We start from the raw sequence: 15,905 nt of genomic DNA on the forward strand, positions 1-15,905 counted from the left end.
GTGAGCAGGTGTGTAGCTGTCAGCTCGGCAGGCGGATGCGGCCTTCGATGGAGTCGTCCAGCGTCTTGCCGATCGCGGCGCCGAGCAGGATCTTCAGGCCGGCGACCGCATCGCCGTGCTTGTTGTCCCAGTAGTAGCCGTCGGTCGGCGCGAACTCGATGACGGTGATGCGCGGGTCGTCGACACCGCCGGTGAACCAGGTCTTCAGCGGCGCGGACCACAGTGCCTTGATCTTCGCCTTGTCGGTCGAGACGCTGGCGCGGCCGCGCAGGTGAAGGAAGTCGGAATGCTTCGACGCCTGGAAATACAGCGTGACTGCAGGGTCGACGGCGATCTCGGCGTTCTTGTGGCTGTCGCTCGCGCTGAGGAACCACAGGTGGCCGCGCTCGTCGGCCTGCTGCACGCTCATCGGCCGCGCGGCGATCGCGCCACCCAGGCGGCTTGCGGTGCAGAAGAAGCACGACGCGTTCCGGTCGACGACCTCGCGGATGCGGGCGACGGCGTCGCCGGCTTGCAGGTCCTGGCGGTTCTGCTCGGGTTGTTGCTGGTTGATGGAGTCCATGGCTTCATCTTCCCGCGGCGTCATCGCGACGTCAGCCGGGCCGCATGCCGTGTCGGCGTAAGCCGCGTCCGGCATGGCTCGCTGGCGAAGGCCTCATGCGATGATCCATGCATCAGGCGCAGCCTCGCGTCTCGTGACATGGAGAGGCCCTCGATGGAAACCCTGGACGACATGCGCCGTCGGCACCTGCTGACGATCGAGCAACATGCCGAGATCGGCGCCTGGGTCGCCAGCGCCAAGTCACCCGAAGCCATCATGGCGATGCCACCCCACCTGTGGCGCGCGCTGTCGCTGGCCAGCGTGTTGATGAATGTGGATGCGGAGCTGACGCAGGCGCCGACGCTTGGCGAGGGGTGACCTCAGGTCCGTCGCGTCACGTGCTGGTGGCGGGCAAGGCGTCCTTGACCCACACCCAGGCGATCCGCACCGCTTCTGCGGAAACCGGACGCTGATTCAAGCGGTACCACAAGTCGTTCAACCGTCCCCACTCTTGGGACGTCGGGAAATGTCGACCAGAATCTTGGTTGCTCATGATGTGGCTGACGTGCTGGTAAAGCTCGTTGACTTCATTTTGTGCAAGTTGACGGTTCGCTCCCGGCTGCAGCACACGCGCGTCGTACCGATCGCGCAGCGCCGTCATGCCTCGCTTGGCTGCCAGGCATGTCGTCGCAGGCATCTGCGGTGCAAGCGGGGTCGCTGCGCCCGCGCTCGCCCCACGCGGCGTCGATCGAGCGGGATTCGGTCGACCCAGGTTCTTGAGGTTTCGACACACCGCCGTCCATGCGCCGTATCGCGCCTGCCCCGGCTGACCCAGCAGCGGTTGCAGGGCTCCAATGGGATTGCTCAACACCGGCGAAAACTTGGCGAACTCCGAGCAAGCTGTCAAGGCGTTGACAAGGTCCCCGATGCGCGTCCAGTCCTCGGATTGGACCTCAGGCGTGGTCGTCCCGATCGGTGCGTCGCGACGCTTGTTGTCGTAGTAATCCTGAATGGAACGGAGTTCGCTCAGGAGTTCGTCGGCGTCCTGACTCAAGCTTTGATTGCCATAGATGGATACGAACGACGGGACCTTGAAGAGATGCGACCCGCGTCCGGCGCCCGAGCCCGATTTGCCGACGCTCGACCGTTGGGGCGTGCAAGGACGAGCACGCCCACGGTTAGCCGCAATTTCAGCTGTGACCCGTGGAGGGCCATTCCACACCCGTATGTTCTTGTAATCGACAGCTTCGCTGCCCTGCTGTGAAACACGCAGAGGATTGCGACGAGGGTCGTGGCGAATATTGGAAGCACCCATGATGGCCTTTGCGAGGTCTGTGACAACACCCCAGGCGCCACCTCAGCCTCACCGCCGAGCCCTCACCCGAGTAACGCCCGGTATGTCACCCCAGCCGCCCCATCGTTCCACGCGCAGTACATTTTTCCGCCTAGAACGTCCCCGCGTACGACCCGCCATCCAGCAGGATGTTCTGCCCCGTCAGGTACCCCGCCTGCACGCTGCACAGGAAGGCGCAGAACGCGCCGAACTCGTCGGGCGTGCCGAAGCGCTGGGCCGGGATCGTCTTGCGGCGCAGGTCCCAGGCGGCATCGACGTCCTGGCCGGCCTTCTGCGCGCCGGCGCGCACCGTGGTTCGCAGCCGGTCGGTGTCGAACGCGCCCGGCAGCAGGCCGTTGATCGTCACGTTCTTCGCGGCGATGTTGCTGCGCGCCAGGCCGGCGACGAAGCCGGTCAGCCCGCTGCGCGCGCCGTTCGACAGCCCCAGCACGCCGATCGGCGCCTTCACCGCGCCCGAGGTGATGTTGACCACGCGCCCGTAGCCGCGGGCCGCCATCGCGTCGACCGTCGCCTTGATCAGCTCGATCGGCGTCAGCATGTTGGCGTCCAGCGCCTGGATCCAGTCATCGCGGCCCCATTGGCGGAAATCGCCGGGCGGCGGGCCGCCGGCGTTGTTGACCAGGATGTCGACCTGCGGACACGCCGCCAGCGCCGCCTCGCGGCCGGCGGCGGTCGTGATGTCGCCCGCCACCGTGCGCACCTCGCCGCGCTTCAATGCACGCAGCTCGGCAGCCGTGGCCTCAAGCGCGTCGGCACCGCGCGCGGTGATCACCACGTTGACGCCCTCTCGCACCAGCGCCTGCGCGCAGCCCTTGCCCAGGCCCTTGCTGGCGGCACACACCAGCGCCCACTTGCCTTCGATTCCGAGATCCATCTGCGTTCCTTTCGTCCCGGATCGGCATCCGGGCTGCATCGGCGGATTCTCGGCGAACTCGCTACTTCAGCGCCTCGACCCGGTCATACAACTCCTTCGACCACGGCGCATCGGGCGCCGTCACTGCCTTCTGCACCGCCTGCATGAACGGCTTGCGGTCGACCTTCACGATCGTGCGGCCGGCCTTCTCGAACTCGGTCAGCAGCCGCGTCTCCGCTTCGACGATGTCGTTGCTCGCGCGGGTCGACGCCTCCCACAGCACCTGCTCGAACAGCTTGCGGTCGGCCGCCGGCAGCGTGCCCCAGGTGGTGCCGGACACGATGGTCACCAGCGATTCGGTGATGTGCCCGGTCAGCATCGTGTACTTCTGCACCTCGTAGAACTTCTTCGCCTCGATGGTCGGCAGCGGGTTCTCCTGCGCGTCGACCGTGCCGTTCTGCAGCGCGAGGTAGACCTCGGCGAAGGCGATCGGCGTCGGGTTCGCGCCCACCGCGCGCGGGAACATCATGAACAGCGGCGCATCCGGCACGCGCAGCTTCATGCCCTTCATGTCCTCCGGCTTCAGCACCTGCTTGTTGGCGGTGAGGTGGCGCTGGCCGTAGTAGGTGTAGCCGACGATGTGGTTGCCGCCGCTCTTGGCCTCGTAGCCCGCGGCCAGCTCCTTGAAGATGGCGCTGTCGCGAAAGCTCTGCCAGTGCGCATGGTCGCGGAAGATGAACGGCCCCGACGCGATCGACAGCGGCGGGTACGCGCGCCCGGCGAAGGCCATGCCGGTGTAGATGATGTCCACCGTGCCGAGCGTCAGCCCCTGGTTGATGTCGGTCTCCTTGCCGAGCGTCGACGCCGGGAACACGTCGATCAGGTACTTGCCGTTGCTGCGCTTCTTGATCTCTTCAGCGGCCCACAGCGCCTGCTTGTGGTACGGCTCGCTGGTCTCGTAGACGTGGGCCCACTTCAGCTTGGTCTGCGCCAGCGTGGCGGTGCCGCACAGCGCCAGCACGGCGACGGCCCCAGCAACGGCGACCTGCTTCAGGACGGTGGTCAACATCATCATCGTCTCCTCATGGCTTGTTCAGGTTCAGCTTCGGGATCAACACCTTGAAGGTCTCGTGGTCGCGCGCGATCACGGTCTTGAAGGCCGCCGCATCGGCATACGCATAGCCGAGGTTCAGCTTGTCCATCGCCTCGCGCAGGCTCGGCTCGGCGGCGGTCTTCTGCGTGGCGGCGCGCAGCACGTCGACGACGTCCTGCGGCGTGCCCTTGGCCACGCCCAGCCCGCGCCAGGTGCCGATGCTCAGGTCGACGCCGCGCTCCTTCAGCGTCGGCACCTTCTCGAAACCCTTCACGCGCTGGTCGGCCATCACCGCCAGCGTCTTCAGCTTGCCGGCCTGCACGTAGGTCGTGACCTCGGCCGGGCTGACCGACACCGCGTCGATCTGCGAGCCCATCAGCGCCAGCACCGCCGGCCCGGCACCCTGGTAGGGCACGTGCAGGAACTTCGCGCCGGTGCGGTCTTCGAGCGCCGCCGCGGCCAGGTGCCAGATCGAGCCGACGCCCGAGTTGCCGACACGCAGGTCGCCCTTCTTCGCGGCGGCGATGAATTCCTCGTAGGTGTTCCACGGCGCATCGGCGCGCACCGTGATCGCAGCCGGGTCGGCGTTGAGCTGTGCGATCGGGATGAAGTCTTCGTGCGTGAACTTCGCAAGGCCGAGGTGCGGCAGCGTCGCGATCTCGACCGTCATCACCGCAAGCGTGTAGCCGTCGGGCTTGCTGTTGATCACGTAGCCCCAGCCGATGGCGCCGCTGGCACCGGGCTTGTTGCTGACGTACATCGACGCCGGCAGGTGCTTGCGCGAGGCTTCGGCGAAGGCGCGCGCGAGCGCATCGGTGCCGCCGCCGGGCTGGTAGGGCACCAGCAGTTCGATCGGGCGCGTGGGGTAGTCGGCGGCCCGGGCGTTGGACGCGGTGAAGGCCGCGATTCCGGCCAGGGGCAGCAGGCAGGCGGCGGCCAACAGCAGGGCATGCCGCGCAGCGTCGAAGCGAATCATCGTCGTTGTCTCCGTTCAATTGTCGGTGTCGTCAGGGATCGGGAAAAGCACATCGTCAGGACAGCAGCCGCGGCAGCCACAGCGAGACCGCCGGCACGAAGGTCACCAGCGCCAGCGAGCCGAGCAGCGGCACCAGCCACGGCAGGATCGCCATCGTCGTGCGCTCGACCGACAGCCGGGCCACGCGCGCCAGCACGAACAGCACCAGGCCCATCGGCGGGTGCAGCAGCCCGATCATCAGGTTCAGCACCATCACCAGCCCGAAGTGCACCGGGTCGATGCCCAGGTGCTGCACGATCGGCAGCAGGATCGGCACGAGGATGGTGATCGCCGCGGTCGGCTCCAGGAAGCAGCCGACGAACAGCATCAGCGCATTCGCCAGCAGCAGGAACTGCCACGGCTCGGTCGCGAAGGTGAGCACCCATTGCGCGATCAGCTCGGTGGTGCGGGTGGCGGTGAGCATCCAGCCGAAGATCGACGCCGCCGCGACGATGAACAGCACCGTCGACGAGGTCTCCACCGTGTCCATGCACGCCTTGACCAGCGTCTTCAGGCTGAGCGTGCGGTACCAGACCAGCCCGAGGAACAGCGCCCACACGCAGGCGGCGATCGCGCCTTCGGTGGCGGTGAACAGGCCGCTCGTCATGCCGCCGATCAGCAGCACCGGCGTCATGATCGGCAGCACCGCATCGAAGCGGAAGAAGCGGTCGGCCACCAGCAGCGCCGCCAGCGCGAGCGCGCAGGCCAGCTGCATGTTGACGCCGGTGCCCGACAGTGCCCACAGCACGACCGGGAACGCCACCACCACCGCCAGCTCGGCCAGCGCCTTCGCGATGCGGCGCCATTCGGGCCGGGTGTCGCGGCCCCAGCCGTTGCGGCGCGCGAACCAGGCCACCGTCAGCATCATCAGCAGCGCCATCACCGCGCCGGGCACGATGCCGGCGAGGAACAGCTGGCCGACCGACACGTTGGCGAACATCGCGTAGATCACGAACGGCAGCGACGGCGGGATGATCGGCCCGAGCGTCGCCGATGCGGCCGTCACGCCGACCGCGAACTCGGTGCTGTAGCCGTGGTCCTTCATCGCCTTGATCTCGATGGTGCCGAGGCCGGCCGCATCGGCGATCGCGGTGCCGCTCATGCCGGCGAAGATCACCGAGCCGACGATGTTGACGTGCGCCAGGCCGCCGCGCAGCCAGCCCACCAGCGCGAGCGAGAAGTTGTAGATGCGCGTCGTGATGCCGGCCACGTTCATCAGGTTGCCGGCCAGGATGAAGAACGGCACGGCCAGCAGCGGGAAGCTGTCGATGCCGCCGACCATGCGGTGGATCACGACGAACGGCGGCGCGTTGCCGCTCAGCAGCACGAACAGCAGCACCGCCGCGGCCATCGCGATCGCGACCGGCACGCCGGCACCCATGAACGCGAGGAAGACGAGCTTGAACACCGCGGTCATGACGACCCCTCGCCCGGCTTGGAGCGGTCCGGCGCCGGGCTCAGCTCCGATCCCCCATCCGCCAGCTCGGGCCGTTCGAGCACCGACGCACCACGCCGCCAGTTCGCGCGCGCCACGCCGATCGCGCGCCAGGTCATCGCCGCGAAGCCGAGCAGCACCGCGCCATACACCAGCCCCATCGGCAGGTCGACGACCGCCATGCGGCTCGCGCCGATGCGCCCGATCAACTGCCAGGTCAGCACCGCGCAGGTGCCGAGGAAGGCGATGCGGACCACGTCGACTACGGTGGCCACCAAGCGCATCGGCTTCGCGGGCAGCACGCGGTACAGGTAGTCGACCTGGATGTGGTTGTTCTTGCGCACGCCGATCGCCGCGCCGATGAAGACGATCGCGACCAGGAAATAGCGCGCGATCTCCTCGGTCCACGAGGCCGAATCGTTCAGCGCATAGCGGGTGAAGAACTGGTAGAAGACCGTCGCGCCGAGCAGCGCGAACAGCACGAACGCGAGCCAGTCTTCGGCGCGGTAGGCGCGCAGGTCGACATCGGCATCGTGGATGTCGAAGTGCGCCGCCTCCTGCGCAACGGTAGACGGCGGCGCCTGCAGCAAGGGGTCGACGACGGCAGGCGGCATCAGTGCTCTCCCGGCTTCCAGCCCGAGGCGAAGCGCACCTCGGCGTTCTTCATGTGCTTGCGCATCGCTTCGCGCGCCGCGCGCGGGTCGCGCCCGGCCACCGCCTGCAGCAGCTCGCCATGCTCTTCGACGGCCTGCTTCCACACCGCCTCGCCGGAGAAGTGCGACTCCATCTGCGTGTACAGCGGGCCGGTGCGCGCCTCCCACAGCTGCTGCACCACCATCAGCAGCGCGCTGTTGCCGCTGGCCTCGGCCAGGCACAGGTGGAAGCGCTCGTCGGCCGCCACCGCCTCCGGCGCATGCGTCGCATGGCGCTGCATGTCGTGCAGCGCGCTCTTCAGGCGCTGGAGGTGTTCCGGCGTGGCATGGGTCGCGGCCAGCGCGGCGGCTTCGGATTCGATGATCCAGCGCGCGCGGATCAGGTCGAACGGGCCCGGCTGGCTCACCTCGGCGCGGTGCGACGCGTTGACCGGCTTGCGCGCGCAGACGAACACGCCAGCCCCGCCGCGCACCTCGACCAGGCCTTCGACCTCCAGCGCGATCAGCGCCTCGCGCACCGACGGCCGGCTCACCCCGAGCTGCTCCGACAGGTCGCGCTCCGACGGCAGCCGTGCACCGACGCGGAACTCGCCCTTGTCGATGAGGCGGCTCAGCTGGTCGGCGATCTGCCGGTACAGCCGGCGGCTCTCGATGGTCTGGATGGGCATGGCGGCGGGAGCCTGGCGGGCGGGGCGTGGCGACCGAAGGGCCGCAATTGGTCAGGCCAGTTGATCTTCCGGGAGCCGCCCCCTCGATCCAAGAGGGGTTGGCCCTGACAGGGAACTCCCTGACGCCCGCGTTGTTGCCAATTGGCCTGACCACTTGTCCAATTCCTCGACCAGAACAATGAAGGAGACGACATGACCCCGAGATCGATGCTCGCGGCGGCGGCGTGCGCGCTGGCCGCCCATGCTGCCGCGAAGGCCGAGGACGCGCTGGACCTGAAGATCCGCAACGGCTGGGCCGTCGCGGTGCAGCAGGACGGCGCGGTCGCACAGCGCAGCAACAAGACCTCGTACCCGAAGGTCACGACCAGCGACGCCGCGCAGGCCTGGACCTATGCCGGCGCCGGCGAATGGACCAGCGGCTTCTTCGCCGCCAACCTGTGGCTGCTGCATGGCCAGTTCTCGGCCGACGGCTGGAGCACGCAGGCACAGACCTGGCAGAACGGCATGGAAGGCCAGGACACCAACACCGGCACGCACGATGTCGGCTTCATGGTGTTCACGCCGTTCGGCAATGCGTACCGGCTGACCGGCGTCGACAGCTACCGGCAGGTGGCGTTGACCGCGGCGAACTCGCTGAGCCAGCGCTACAACGGCACGGTGGGCGCGGTGCGCTCGTGGGGCTCGATCGGCGACAACGCGAACTTCCAGGTGATCATGGACAACATGATGAACCTGGAGCTGCTGTTCTGGGCCAGCCGGCACGGCGGCTCGACGGCGCTCTACGACCGGGCGCGCAGCCACGCGCTGAAGACGCGCGACAACCACGTGCGCGCCGACGGAAGCAGCTACCACCTGGTCACCTACGACCCGGTGACCGGCGCGGTGAAATCGCGCACCACGGTGCAGGGCTACAGCGACAGCTCGACCTGGGCGCGCGGCCAGGCCTGGGGCATCCACGGCTTCACGATGGCGTACCGCTTCACCGGCGAGACGACTTTCCGCGACACCGCGCGCAAGATGGCCGACTGGTACCTCGCGCACCTGCCGGCCGACGCGGTGCCGTACTGGGACTTCGACGACCCGGCGATCCCGAACGCGCCGCGCGACACCTCGGCCGCGGCGATCGCGGCGTCGGGACTGATCGAGCTGTCATTGCTGGAGACCGACAGCGCCCGCGCGACGACCTACCGCAACGCGGCGCGCACGGCGTTGAATGCGCTGCTGTCGGCGCCGTGGTTCGCGACCCTCGGCTTGCCGTCGAACAGCCAGGCGCTGCTGCTGCAGAGCGCCTACAACCACCATGCCGGCAACACGCTCTACAACCAAGGCACGGCCTGGGGCGACTACTACCTGCTGGAGGCGATGCAGCGCTGGCGGCGTGTCGACCCGGGGCTGGCGGCGCTGCCGGTGGCGGCGGTCAGCGCGACCAGCGCGCAGGCCGGCAACCCGGCGGCCAACGCGATCGACAACAGCCTCGCGACGCGCTGGAGTGCCGAGGGCGACGGCCAGGCGATCACGCTGGACCTCGGCTCGGGCCGCGCGATCCAGAAGGTCGGCGTCGCCTTCTACCTGGGCGACCAGCGCAGCGCGCGCTTCGACATCGCGACGTCACCCGATGGCAACGGCTGGACGACGCGCTGGCGCGGCATCTCCAGCGGCCAGACGACCGCGGAGGAGTACTACGACATCACCGACGTGACGGCGCGCTACGTGCGCATCACCGGGCACGGCAGCACGGCGAGCCAGTGGAACAGCATCACCGAGTTGTCCGTGCATTGAGGTTCAACGGCGCCGGGTCTTCGCGGCCGGCGCCTCAGCGGCCTCGCCGCCCTGCTGCAGCCCCTCGGCCATGCCGATCAGCACGCCGCTGACCAGCGCCGAGTAGCTGTCCAGCAGCGCCTGCGCCGTCTTCAGCCCGAGCGCGCGGCTGTCGCGGATCGCCGATTGCGCCTGCGACACCAGCTGCTCGACCGCGCTGGAAGCCTGCGCGCCGGTGTCGGTGCCCTTCAGCTTCATCGTCTCGAGCACCTGGCTCCAGGCGCCCTGCAGCGGCTCGGTGGCCGAGCCGGCCGCCTTGCTGACGGTCGCGAAGAAGGTGTCCTCCATCTTCTCCAGGTCGGCCAGCGCGCCCTTCAGCTGCTTTTCCTGCAGGCCGACGCCCTGGTCGACGAACTGCTGCAGCGCCTTGCGGTGCGCTTCGACCGCCTGCAGCAGCGCGCCGTCCATGCCGGCAAAGGCCTTGCCGAGCAGCGCCTCGGGGTCGATTGCCGGCGACGGGTTGTCGGCCAGCCCGGTGGACGCGGCCTTGGTCACCGTCTTCACGACGCCGCGGATGTTCTGCAGCGTCAGTTCGCGGCCCTGCAGCGCCTTCAGCGTCGCCTCGCCGACCGCCTTGCGCAGCGCCTCGCCCTGGCGGGCACTGGCTTGAGAGAACATGGCGATCAGTGCGTCCTGGTCGATCCCTGACTTGCTCATTCGCTTCTCCTGGTGATGGATGCTCGGTGATGTGGCCGTCCGGTGGAATCCGGCGCCGTGGCAAGGGTATCCAACTGTTTTCAGGAAGGAAACCTCGCCAGCCCTGATAATGTCGGACCCGCGCGGTCGCGGGCCCTCTGTGGGGCCCGCGATCCGCGCCCTTTCCCTCCGGGTGCGCGACCCGCGCCCGCAACCCCCTGATCCATGGCCAAAGACCAAGTCAAGAACTCGATCGATGCCGAAGGCCTGCGTTATCGCACCAAGGCCCCTGGCTCTCCGTTTGCGTCTGCCGGCGTGTTCAGCGCCGCGACGATGTCGTGCTTCCTGTGCGGCAAGCACCGCGCGCGCACTTCGCTGAAGTCGCGCAAGCTGCTGGGCAAGACCCAGTTCGTCTGCGCGCCATCGTGCAAGGAAGCCGACGAGGCGTAATGTCTGCCCCTCGGTCGGCGAATACACCGACCGATCCCCCGAGGGGATGCGGGCCGGCTTGGGGGCCCGGCGCTCGGCCCGCTTCCGCTAACGAGCCCGGGCTAACAGCCAGATCCCTGCCAGTACGAGGACCGTGCCGGCGGCGACCCAGCCGGTGAACGGCTCGCCGAGGATCAGCACGCCCATCAGGATCGTCGACAGCGGCCCGACCATTCCGGTCTGGGCCGCCATCGTCGCGCCGATGCGCTCGATGGCCATCATCACCATCAGCACCGGCGCGAAGGTGCACAGCGTCGCGTTCAGCACCGACAGCCAGATCACCTCGGGCGCCACCACCGCCGCCGCCATCGGCCGCAGCACCACGAACTGCCCGATGCAGAGCACGCAGGCCACCGTGGTCGCGAGACCCGTGAGCCGCAGCGCGCCCAGCCGCTTGACCTCTTCGCCACTGAACGCCAGGTACAGCGCATAGCTCACCGCGCTGCCGAACACCAGCGCGGCGCCGAGCACCACGTGCGAGCCGACCAGCTGGATCTCGTGCCCGAACACCAGCAGCACGCCGGCATAGCTGACGCCGAGCGCCATCAGCTGGCGGCGGTTCACCGTCTTGCGGAACAGCACGACGCCGAGGAACAGCACCAGCGTCGGGTTCAGGTAGAGGATCAGCCGCTCGAGGCTCGCGCTGATGTACTGCAGCCCGGCGAAGTCGAGGAAGCTCGCGAGGTAATAGCCGCTGAAGCCGAGGCCCAGCACGACGATCCAGTCGCGGCGCGTCAACGCCGGCTTGCCACGCCCTGCCCACCACGACAGCAGCAGGAACAACGGCAGCGCGAACAGCATGCGGTACATGATCAGCGTCACCGCGTCGACGTCGTGCCGGTAGGCCAGCTTGACGATGATGGCCTTGCCGGAGAACGCGATCGCACCGAGCGTGGCCAGCAGCAGGCCCGGCCAGTGACGGGAAGGGGCGGAAATCTCTGTCGCGGGGACCTGCGAAGCACTGCTCATCGAGGCCATTCTACGTAGCCCGGATGGCGATCCGGCCTACAGCTTGAAGCTTCCGACCGCGCGCGACAGCATCGTCGCCTGGTCCTTCAGGCTTTGCGTCGCCGCGGTCGATTCCTCGACCAGCGCCGCGTTCTGTTGCGTCATGTGATCGAGCTGGGCGATCGCCTGGTTGACCTGGCCGATGCCGTCGCTCTGCTCGCCGGCCGCGCTGCTGATCTCGCCGATGATGTCGGTCACGCGGCGCACCGAGCTGACGATCTCGCGCATCGTCGTGCCGGCCTCTTCGACCAGTCGCGTTCCCGACTCGACCTTGCCGACGCTGTCGCCGATCAGGCTCTTGATCTCACGCGCGGCCTGCGCCGAACGCTGCGCCAGGCTGCGCACCTCGCCGGCCACCACCGCGAAGCCGCGGCCCTGCTCGCCGGCACGCGCCGCTTCGACCGCCGCGTTCAGCGCCAGGATGTTGGTCTGGAACGCGATGCCGTCGATCACGCCGATGATGTCGCCGATCTTCTTCGACGAACCGGCGATGGCCTGCATCGTCTGCACCACATCGGCGACCACCTCGCCGCCGCGCGTGGCCACGCCGGAGGCCGACAGCGCCAGCTGGTTCGCCTGCTTCGCCGCATCGGCGCTCTGCCGCACGGTGGCGGTCAGCTGCTCGACGCTCGATGCGGTCTGCTGCAGGTTCGACGCGGTCTGCTCGGTGCGCGCCGACAGGTCGAGGTTGCCGGCCGCGATCTCGGTGCTGGCCATCGTGATGGATTCGCTGACGTTCTGCACGCTCGCCACCAGCTCGGCCAGCTTGCCCTGCATCGCGCCCAGGTCGGAGACCAGCGCCTGCACCTCGTCGTGGGAACCGGTGGACGGCGGCGCCATGCTCAGGTCGCCGGCGGCAACACGCTCGGCCATCCGCGAGGCGCCCGCCAGCGGCACCACGATCGAGCGCGACAGCGCCCAGGCGCAGCCCAGGCTCACCAGCATGCCGGCCGCGATGCCGGTCGACAGCATCGCGATGCCTTCGCGCTCGCTGCGCGCGGCCGCGGCACGCGCCTCCTCGACGCGCTGCGCCTGGTAGGCCGCGAGGTCGTCGACCGCCTTCGCATAGGCATCGGCCGCCGGGCGCAGCTTGCCGGCGATGTCGTCGCCGGCCACCTTCTCGCCGGCCGCCTTGCGCTTGACCAGCTCGTCGCGCACGCCGCGGAACTTGCCGCCGGCCTCGTCGATGACGCTGAACAGCTGCTTCGTGCGATCGTTGTCGACGAGGTCTTCGAGCGTCTTGCGCACCACCTCGGAGCGCGCCGAGGTCAGCTTGCGGTCGGCGTTGATGCGGGCCGCGAAGTCGGCATCGTCGATCTGCAGCAGCGTCTCGGCACGGGCCGAGCTCAGCACGACGATCGAGTGCAGTTCGCGCGCCAGCAGCGCGCGCTGCGACGATGCGCCGCCCAGGTCGTTGGCGATGTCCTGCAGGCGGTCCAGGCGCCAGATGCCGATGCCGGCCGCCAGCGAAGTCACCAGCATCACCAGGCCGAAGGCCAGCGCCAGCCGCGGGGCCAGGCGCATGCGCGAGAAGAACAACGTCATGGAAAAGTCCTCGAAACTGCACCGCACGAAGGGGCTGCCGTCGGCAATCCGCCTGCGGCGGCAAGGGAATGCCCGGCTATCGGACAAGTCGAGGCAAAACTTGAGGGTTTTCCCGATGTCTTGAGCAGAAGTCGGCACACGGGCCTGCAGCGCGACGCCCTCGGCGGGTCCGGGCCGGCTGCTTGCTAGCATCCGCCGCGGCGCCACGGAGGGCGCATCAACGCAACAAGGACAACACGATGCATCGGGAGAAGGGACGCCGCGTCCGCGCAGGACGGGCCCGGGCGGCCATGGCGTTGATCGCCGGCATGATCCTGTCGGTGGCCACCGGCAGCCACGCCACCGACTACCGCCGTGGGCCGGCGCCGGCCTGGGTCGAGCTGCAGACCCTGGACGAGCAGGCCAGGCCGGCTGTCGGCAAGGGCAACCAGGGCGTGCACTACCTGCTGGTCGACCAGCAGACACGCCTCGAACCCGGCGGTCGCAGCACCTACCGACGCGTCGCCAGCCGGGCGTTGAACCTGCGCGGCGTCGAGTCGGAATCGCACCTGGCCATCGAGTTCGATCCGTCCCATGAAACGTTGACGCTGCACACGCTGAACGTGCACCGCGATGGCCGCATCCAGGACCGCCTGCCCTCGGCGCAGATCAAGGTGCTGCAGCGCGAGTCCGACCTCGAATACCGCATCTACGACGGCAGCAAGACGGTCGACATCGTGCTGGACGACATCCGCCCCGGCGACGTCATCGACTACGCCTACAGCCGCGCCGGCGACAACCCGGTGTTCGGTGGGCGTGCCTTCGGCCGCATGGACCTGCAATGGTCGGTGCCGGTGCATGCGATGCACCACCGCCTGCTGGCTCCGTCGACGCGTGCGATCCGCTGGCGCAGCACAGAGGGCGCGCCGACGCCGCGCGTCGAACGCCGGGGCGACTGGACCGACCAGGTCTGGCGGGCCACCGACGTCGACCCGCTGCCGCAGCAGAAGGACACCCCGCGCTGGTACGACGCCTACGCATCGGTCGACTGGAGCGAGTACGCCGACTGGGCTGCGGTGGCGCGCTGGGCCGAGCCGCTGTATCGGGCGCGTCCGCCGGCCGCCGGGCCGCTGCGCACCGAGATCGACCGCATCGCCGGATCGGCGCCGTCGCCGGAGCAGCGCCTGCTCGCGACGCTGGCCTTCGTGCAGTCGCAGATCCGCTACCTCGGCGTCGAGGTGGGTCCGGGATCCCACGCACCGCGGCCGCCCGAGACCGTGCTCGCGCGCCGCTACGGGGATTGCAAGGACAAGGTGCTGCTGGCCGTGACGATGCTGCGCGCGCTCGGCGTGCCGGCCGATCCGGCGCTGGTGCATACGCGGCTGCGCGACCACATCGGCGACCGCCTGCCTTCGCCCGGCGTCTTCAACCACGTGATCCTGCGCGCGCAGGTCGGCGACCGGGTGGTGTGGGTCGACCCGACTCGCTCGCTGCAGCAGGGGCGCATCGATCACATCGCGCAGGCCGACTTCGGCCAGGCCCTGCTGCTGGACGGCCGGTCGACGTCCCTCGAGACGATGCCCGCCGCACCGGCCACGCGCCGGTCGCACGACATCGCGATGGTGATCGACGCCTCGCTCGGGTTCGACAAATCGCCGACGCTCGACATCACCAGCACCTACCAGGGCGAGAAGGCCGACGAGATGCGCGACACGCTGCGCAACGACAGCCTGTCCGACCTGCAGTCGGACTACCTGAACTTCTACCTGCGCTCGTACCCGGGCCTGAGCGTTGCGAAGCCGTTCAGCTTCGAGGACGACGAAGCCGGCAACCAGCTGGTGACGCACGAGCACTACCGCCTGTCGACGCTGGTGGCCAAGGAGAGCGGCAGCGCGAACCCGCCGGTCTACCTGCGCGTGCCTGACATCCGCTCGTCGATCGCGAGGCCGGACGACACCGTGCGCAGCGCGCCGCTTCGCATCGACCATCCGAAGAACGTGACGGTGTCCCTGACCGCGCTGCTGCCCGACCCCTGGGCGCTGAAGACCGAACACACCGAGGTGAACGACCCGGCATTCGAGTTCAGCGCCGACACGGGCGTCGACGCGAGCCGGCGCACGCTGCTGATGAAGTACCACTACCGCAGCCTCGCCGACCATGTGCCGCCGGCCCGGTTGGCGGCCTATATCGCGCACCTCGAAGAAGCGCGCGACCACGTGGGCTACCGGCTGAACCAGCGCAAGCCGGCCGCCGGCGCATCGCCGGCGACACGGACCGGGATCGTCGGCGGCTTGCTGGCGCTGCTAGTGTGCATGCTGCTCGCAAGTGCAGGTGCCGTGGTGGTCCACGACACCCAGCGCGACATCCAGCGCACCGGCACCGACATGCCGGCCGCGGTACTGCCGAACTGGCGATTGCTCGCAGTCGGCAGCATGTTGTGGTGGGGAGCGCTGCTGCTGTGCGGCGTCATCGCCGTGACGATCTGGAACCTCTACCAGCCGCTCGGCCTGTGGAACATCGGGCTGGCTTGGTGCGCCCTCATGATTTCGAATGCCTGGCGGCACCACTGGAAAGGGCAGTGGCTGGCCTGGTCGGCGGTGCGCACCGGCGATGCCGGGCGTCTCGCGCTGAGCGCGGCCCGCCTGGGCCTGCCGACGGCGGTCGCACCTGCAGAGACGTCGCCGCTCGCCGAGTCGCCAGGCGCAACTGATCGTCAGCCTCGTTGACCGAGCGCGCACAAATCTCCGGGCGACCTCCGTCATCTCCCCACATTTGCTGCAAGGTCGCTGACTAGCGTCCACCCCGCTGGCCCTACAAC

At 68.7% G+C, this 15,905-nt stretch carries 15 protein-coding genes; 4 read left to right on the forward strand and 11 right to left on the reverse strand.

Annotated features, from left to right (window positions below; translation table 11 throughout):
- Window positions 1–19: 19 nt before the first annotated feature.
- Window positions 20–562: a pyridoxamine 5'-phosphate oxidase family protein gene (locus FHT26_RS23695; RefSeq protein ID WP_168562558.1), complete on the reverse strand. Its 543-nt coding sequence runs from the start codon at window positions 560–562 to the stop codon at window positions 20–22.
- Window positions 563–715: 153 nt separating this feature from the next.
- Here FHT26_RS23695 and FHT26_RS23700 point away from each other — a divergent pair, with 153 nt between their 5' ends.
- The gene (locus FHT26_RS23700; RefSeq protein WP_168562559.1) at window positions 716–919 is read left to right on the forward strand and encodes a hypothetical protein; all 204 of its coding nucleotides are present in this window, start codon (window positions 716–718) and stop codon (window positions 917–919) included.
- Window positions 920–935: 16 nt separating this feature from the next.
- On the opposite strand, the gene FHT26_RS23705 is transcribed toward FHT26_RS23700, so the two are convergent.
- From FHT26_RS23705 to FHT26_RS23735, 7 genes are all read right to left on the reverse strand, one after another.
- Entirely contained in the window at window positions 936–1,856 is a 921-nt protein-coding gene (locus FHT26_RS23705) for a hypothetical protein (protein ID WP_168562560.1), read from the reverse strand.
- Between the two features lie 130 nt (window positions 1,857–1,986).
- The gene (locus FHT26_RS23710) at window positions 1,987–2,769 is read right to left on the reverse strand and encodes an SDR family oxidoreductase (protein WP_168562561.1); all 783 of its coding nucleotides are present in this window, start codon (window positions 2,767–2,769) and stop codon (window positions 1,987–1,989) included.
- Between the two features lie 61 nt (window positions 2,770–2,830).
- Window positions 2,831–3,823, reverse strand: coding sequence for a sialic acid TRAP transporter substrate-binding protein SiaP (locus FHT26_RS23715; RefSeq protein ID WP_168562562.1), 993 nt, complete (start codon window positions 3,821–3,823; stop codon window positions 2,831–2,833).
- A gap of 7 nt (window positions 3,824–3,830) precedes the next feature.
- Window positions 3,831–4,817, reverse strand: a complete 987-nt coding sequence (locus tag FHT26_RS23720; protein WP_168562563.1) for a tripartite tricarboxylate transporter substrate binding protein — start codon at window positions 4,815–4,817, stop codon at window positions 3,831–3,833.
- A 55-nt stretch (window positions 4,818–4,872) separates the two neighbouring features.
- Window positions 4,873–6,264: a TRAP transporter large permease subunit gene (locus FHT26_RS23725; protein ID WP_168562681.1), complete on the reverse strand. Its 1,392-nt coding sequence runs from the start codon at window positions 6,262–6,264 to the stop codon at window positions 4,873–4,875.
- A 5-nt stretch (window positions 6,265–6,269) separates the two neighbouring features.
- Complete coding sequence (locus tag FHT26_RS23730; protein ID WP_168562564.1) at window positions 6,270–6,905, reverse strand: TRAP transporter small permease; 636 nt, start codon at window positions 6,903–6,905, stop codon at window positions 6,270–6,272.
- Window positions 6,905–7,612: a FadR/GntR family transcriptional regulator gene (locus FHT26_RS23735; protein ID WP_168562565.1), complete on the reverse strand. Its 708-nt coding sequence runs from the start codon at window positions 7,610–7,612 to the stop codon at window positions 6,905–6,907. Before FHT26_RS23735 ends, FHT26_RS23730 begins: the two co-directional genes overlap by 1 nt.
- A gap of 192 nt (window positions 7,613–7,804) precedes the next feature.
- Between FHT26_RS23735 and FHT26_RS23740 the strand changes: the two genes are divergently transcribed.
- Entirely contained in the window at window positions 7,805–9,391 is a 1,587-nt protein-coding gene (locus FHT26_RS23740; RefSeq protein ID WP_168562566.1) for a discoidin domain-containing protein, read from the forward strand.
- A 3-nt stretch (window positions 9,392–9,394) separates the two neighbouring features.
- Here the strand turns inward: FHT26_RS23740 and FHT26_RS23745 are convergent, their stop codons facing one another.
- Entirely contained in the window at window positions 9,395–10,087 is a 693-nt protein-coding gene (locus tag FHT26_RS23745; protein WP_168562567.1) for a DUF6781 family protein, read from the reverse strand.
- Window positions 10,088–10,291: 204 nt separating this feature from the next.
- Here FHT26_RS23745 and FHT26_RS23750 point away from each other — a divergent pair, with 204 nt between their 5' ends.
- On the forward strand, window positions 10,292–10,516 hold the full coding sequence (locus FHT26_RS23750) for a hypothetical protein (RefSeq protein WP_047504444.1): 225 nt from the start codon (window positions 10,292–10,294) through the stop codon (window positions 10,514–10,516).
- Between the two features lie 87 nt (window positions 10,517–10,603).
- Here FHT26_RS23750 and FHT26_RS23755 read toward each other — a convergent pair whose 3' ends face one another.
- Window positions 10,604–11,524: a DMT family transporter gene (locus tag FHT26_RS23755; protein ID WP_168562568.1), complete on the reverse strand. Its 921-nt coding sequence runs from the start codon at window positions 11,522–11,524 to the stop codon at window positions 10,604–10,606.
- Between the two features lie 36 nt (window positions 11,525–11,560).
- On the reverse strand, window positions 11,561–13,108 hold the full coding sequence (locus FHT26_RS23760) for a methyl-accepting chemotaxis protein (protein ID WP_168562569.1): 1,548 nt from the start codon (window positions 13,106–13,108) through the stop codon (window positions 11,561–11,563).
- Between the two features lie 290 nt (window positions 13,109–13,398).
- On the opposite strand from FHT26_RS23760, the gene FHT26_RS23765 reads away from it, so the two are divergent.
- Window positions 13,399–15,813, forward strand: coding sequence for a DUF3857 domain-containing protein (locus FHT26_RS23765; RefSeq protein WP_168562570.1), 2,415 nt, complete (start codon window positions 13,399–13,401; stop codon window positions 15,811–15,813).
- The last annotated feature ends 92 nt before the right edge of the window (window positions 15,814–15,905 follow it).

This window comes from Rhizobacter sp. SG703 (assembly GCF_012275445.1).
Classification (GTDB): Bacteria; Pseudomonadota; Gammaproteobacteria; order Burkholderiales; family Burkholderiaceae_C; genus Rhizobacter.

Bases quoted from the DNA above. Each gene is read 5' to 3' on its own strand.
- FHT26_RS23695 (WP_168562558.1), bottom strand. From the start codon at position 562: ATGGACTCCATCAACCAGCAACAACCCGAGCAGAACCGCCAGGACCTG.
- FHT26_RS23700 (WP_168562559.1), top strand. From the start codon at position 716: ATGGAAACCCTGGACGACATGCGCCGTCGGCACCTGCTGACGATCGAG.
- FHT26_RS23705 (WP_168562560.1), bottom strand. From the start codon at position 1,856: ATGGGTGCTTCCAATATTCGCCACGACCCTCGTCGCAATCCTCTGCGT.
- FHT26_RS23710 (WP_168562561.1), bottom strand. From the start codon at position 2,769: ATGGATCTCGGAATCGAAGGCAAGTGGGCGCTGGTGTGTGCCGCCAGC.
- FHT26_RS23715 (WP_168562562.1), bottom strand. From the start codon at position 3,823: ATGATGATGTTGACCACCGTCCTGAAGCAGGTCGCCGTTGCTGGGGCC.
- FHT26_RS23720 (WP_168562563.1), bottom strand. From the start codon at position 4,817: ATGATTCGCTTCGACGCTGCGCGGCATGCCCTGCTGTTGGCCGCCGCC.
- FHT26_RS23730 (WP_168562564.1), bottom strand. From the start codon at position 6,905: ATGCCGCCTGCCGTCGTCGACCCCTTGCTGCAGGCGCCGCCGTCTACC.
- FHT26_RS23735 (WP_168562565.1), bottom strand. From the start codon at position 7,612: ATGCCCATCCAGACCATCGAGAGCCGCCGGCTGTACCGGCAGATCGCC.
- FHT26_RS23740 (WP_168562566.1), top strand. From the start codon at position 7,805: ATGACCCCGAGATCGATGCTCGCGGCGGCGGCGTGCGCGCTGGCCGCC.
- FHT26_RS23745 (WP_168562567.1), bottom strand. From the start codon at position 10,087: ATGAGCAAGTCAGGGATCGACCAGGACGCACTGATCGCCATGTTCTCT.
- FHT26_RS23750 (WP_047504444.1), top strand. From the start codon at position 10,292: ATGGCCAAAGACCAAGTCAAGAACTCGATCGATGCCGAAGGCCTGCGT.
- FHT26_RS23755 (WP_168562568.1), bottom strand. From the start codon at position 11,524: ATGAGCAGTGCTTCGCAGGTCCCCGCGACAGAGATTTCCGCCCCTTCC.
- FHT26_RS23760 (WP_168562569.1), bottom strand. From the start codon at position 13,108: ATGACGTTGTTCTTCTCGCGCATGCGCCTGGCCCCGCGGCTGGCGCTG.
- FHT26_RS23765 (WP_168562570.1), top strand. From the start codon at position 13,399: ATGGCGTTGATCGCCGGCATGATCCTGTCGGTGGCCACCGGCAGCCAC.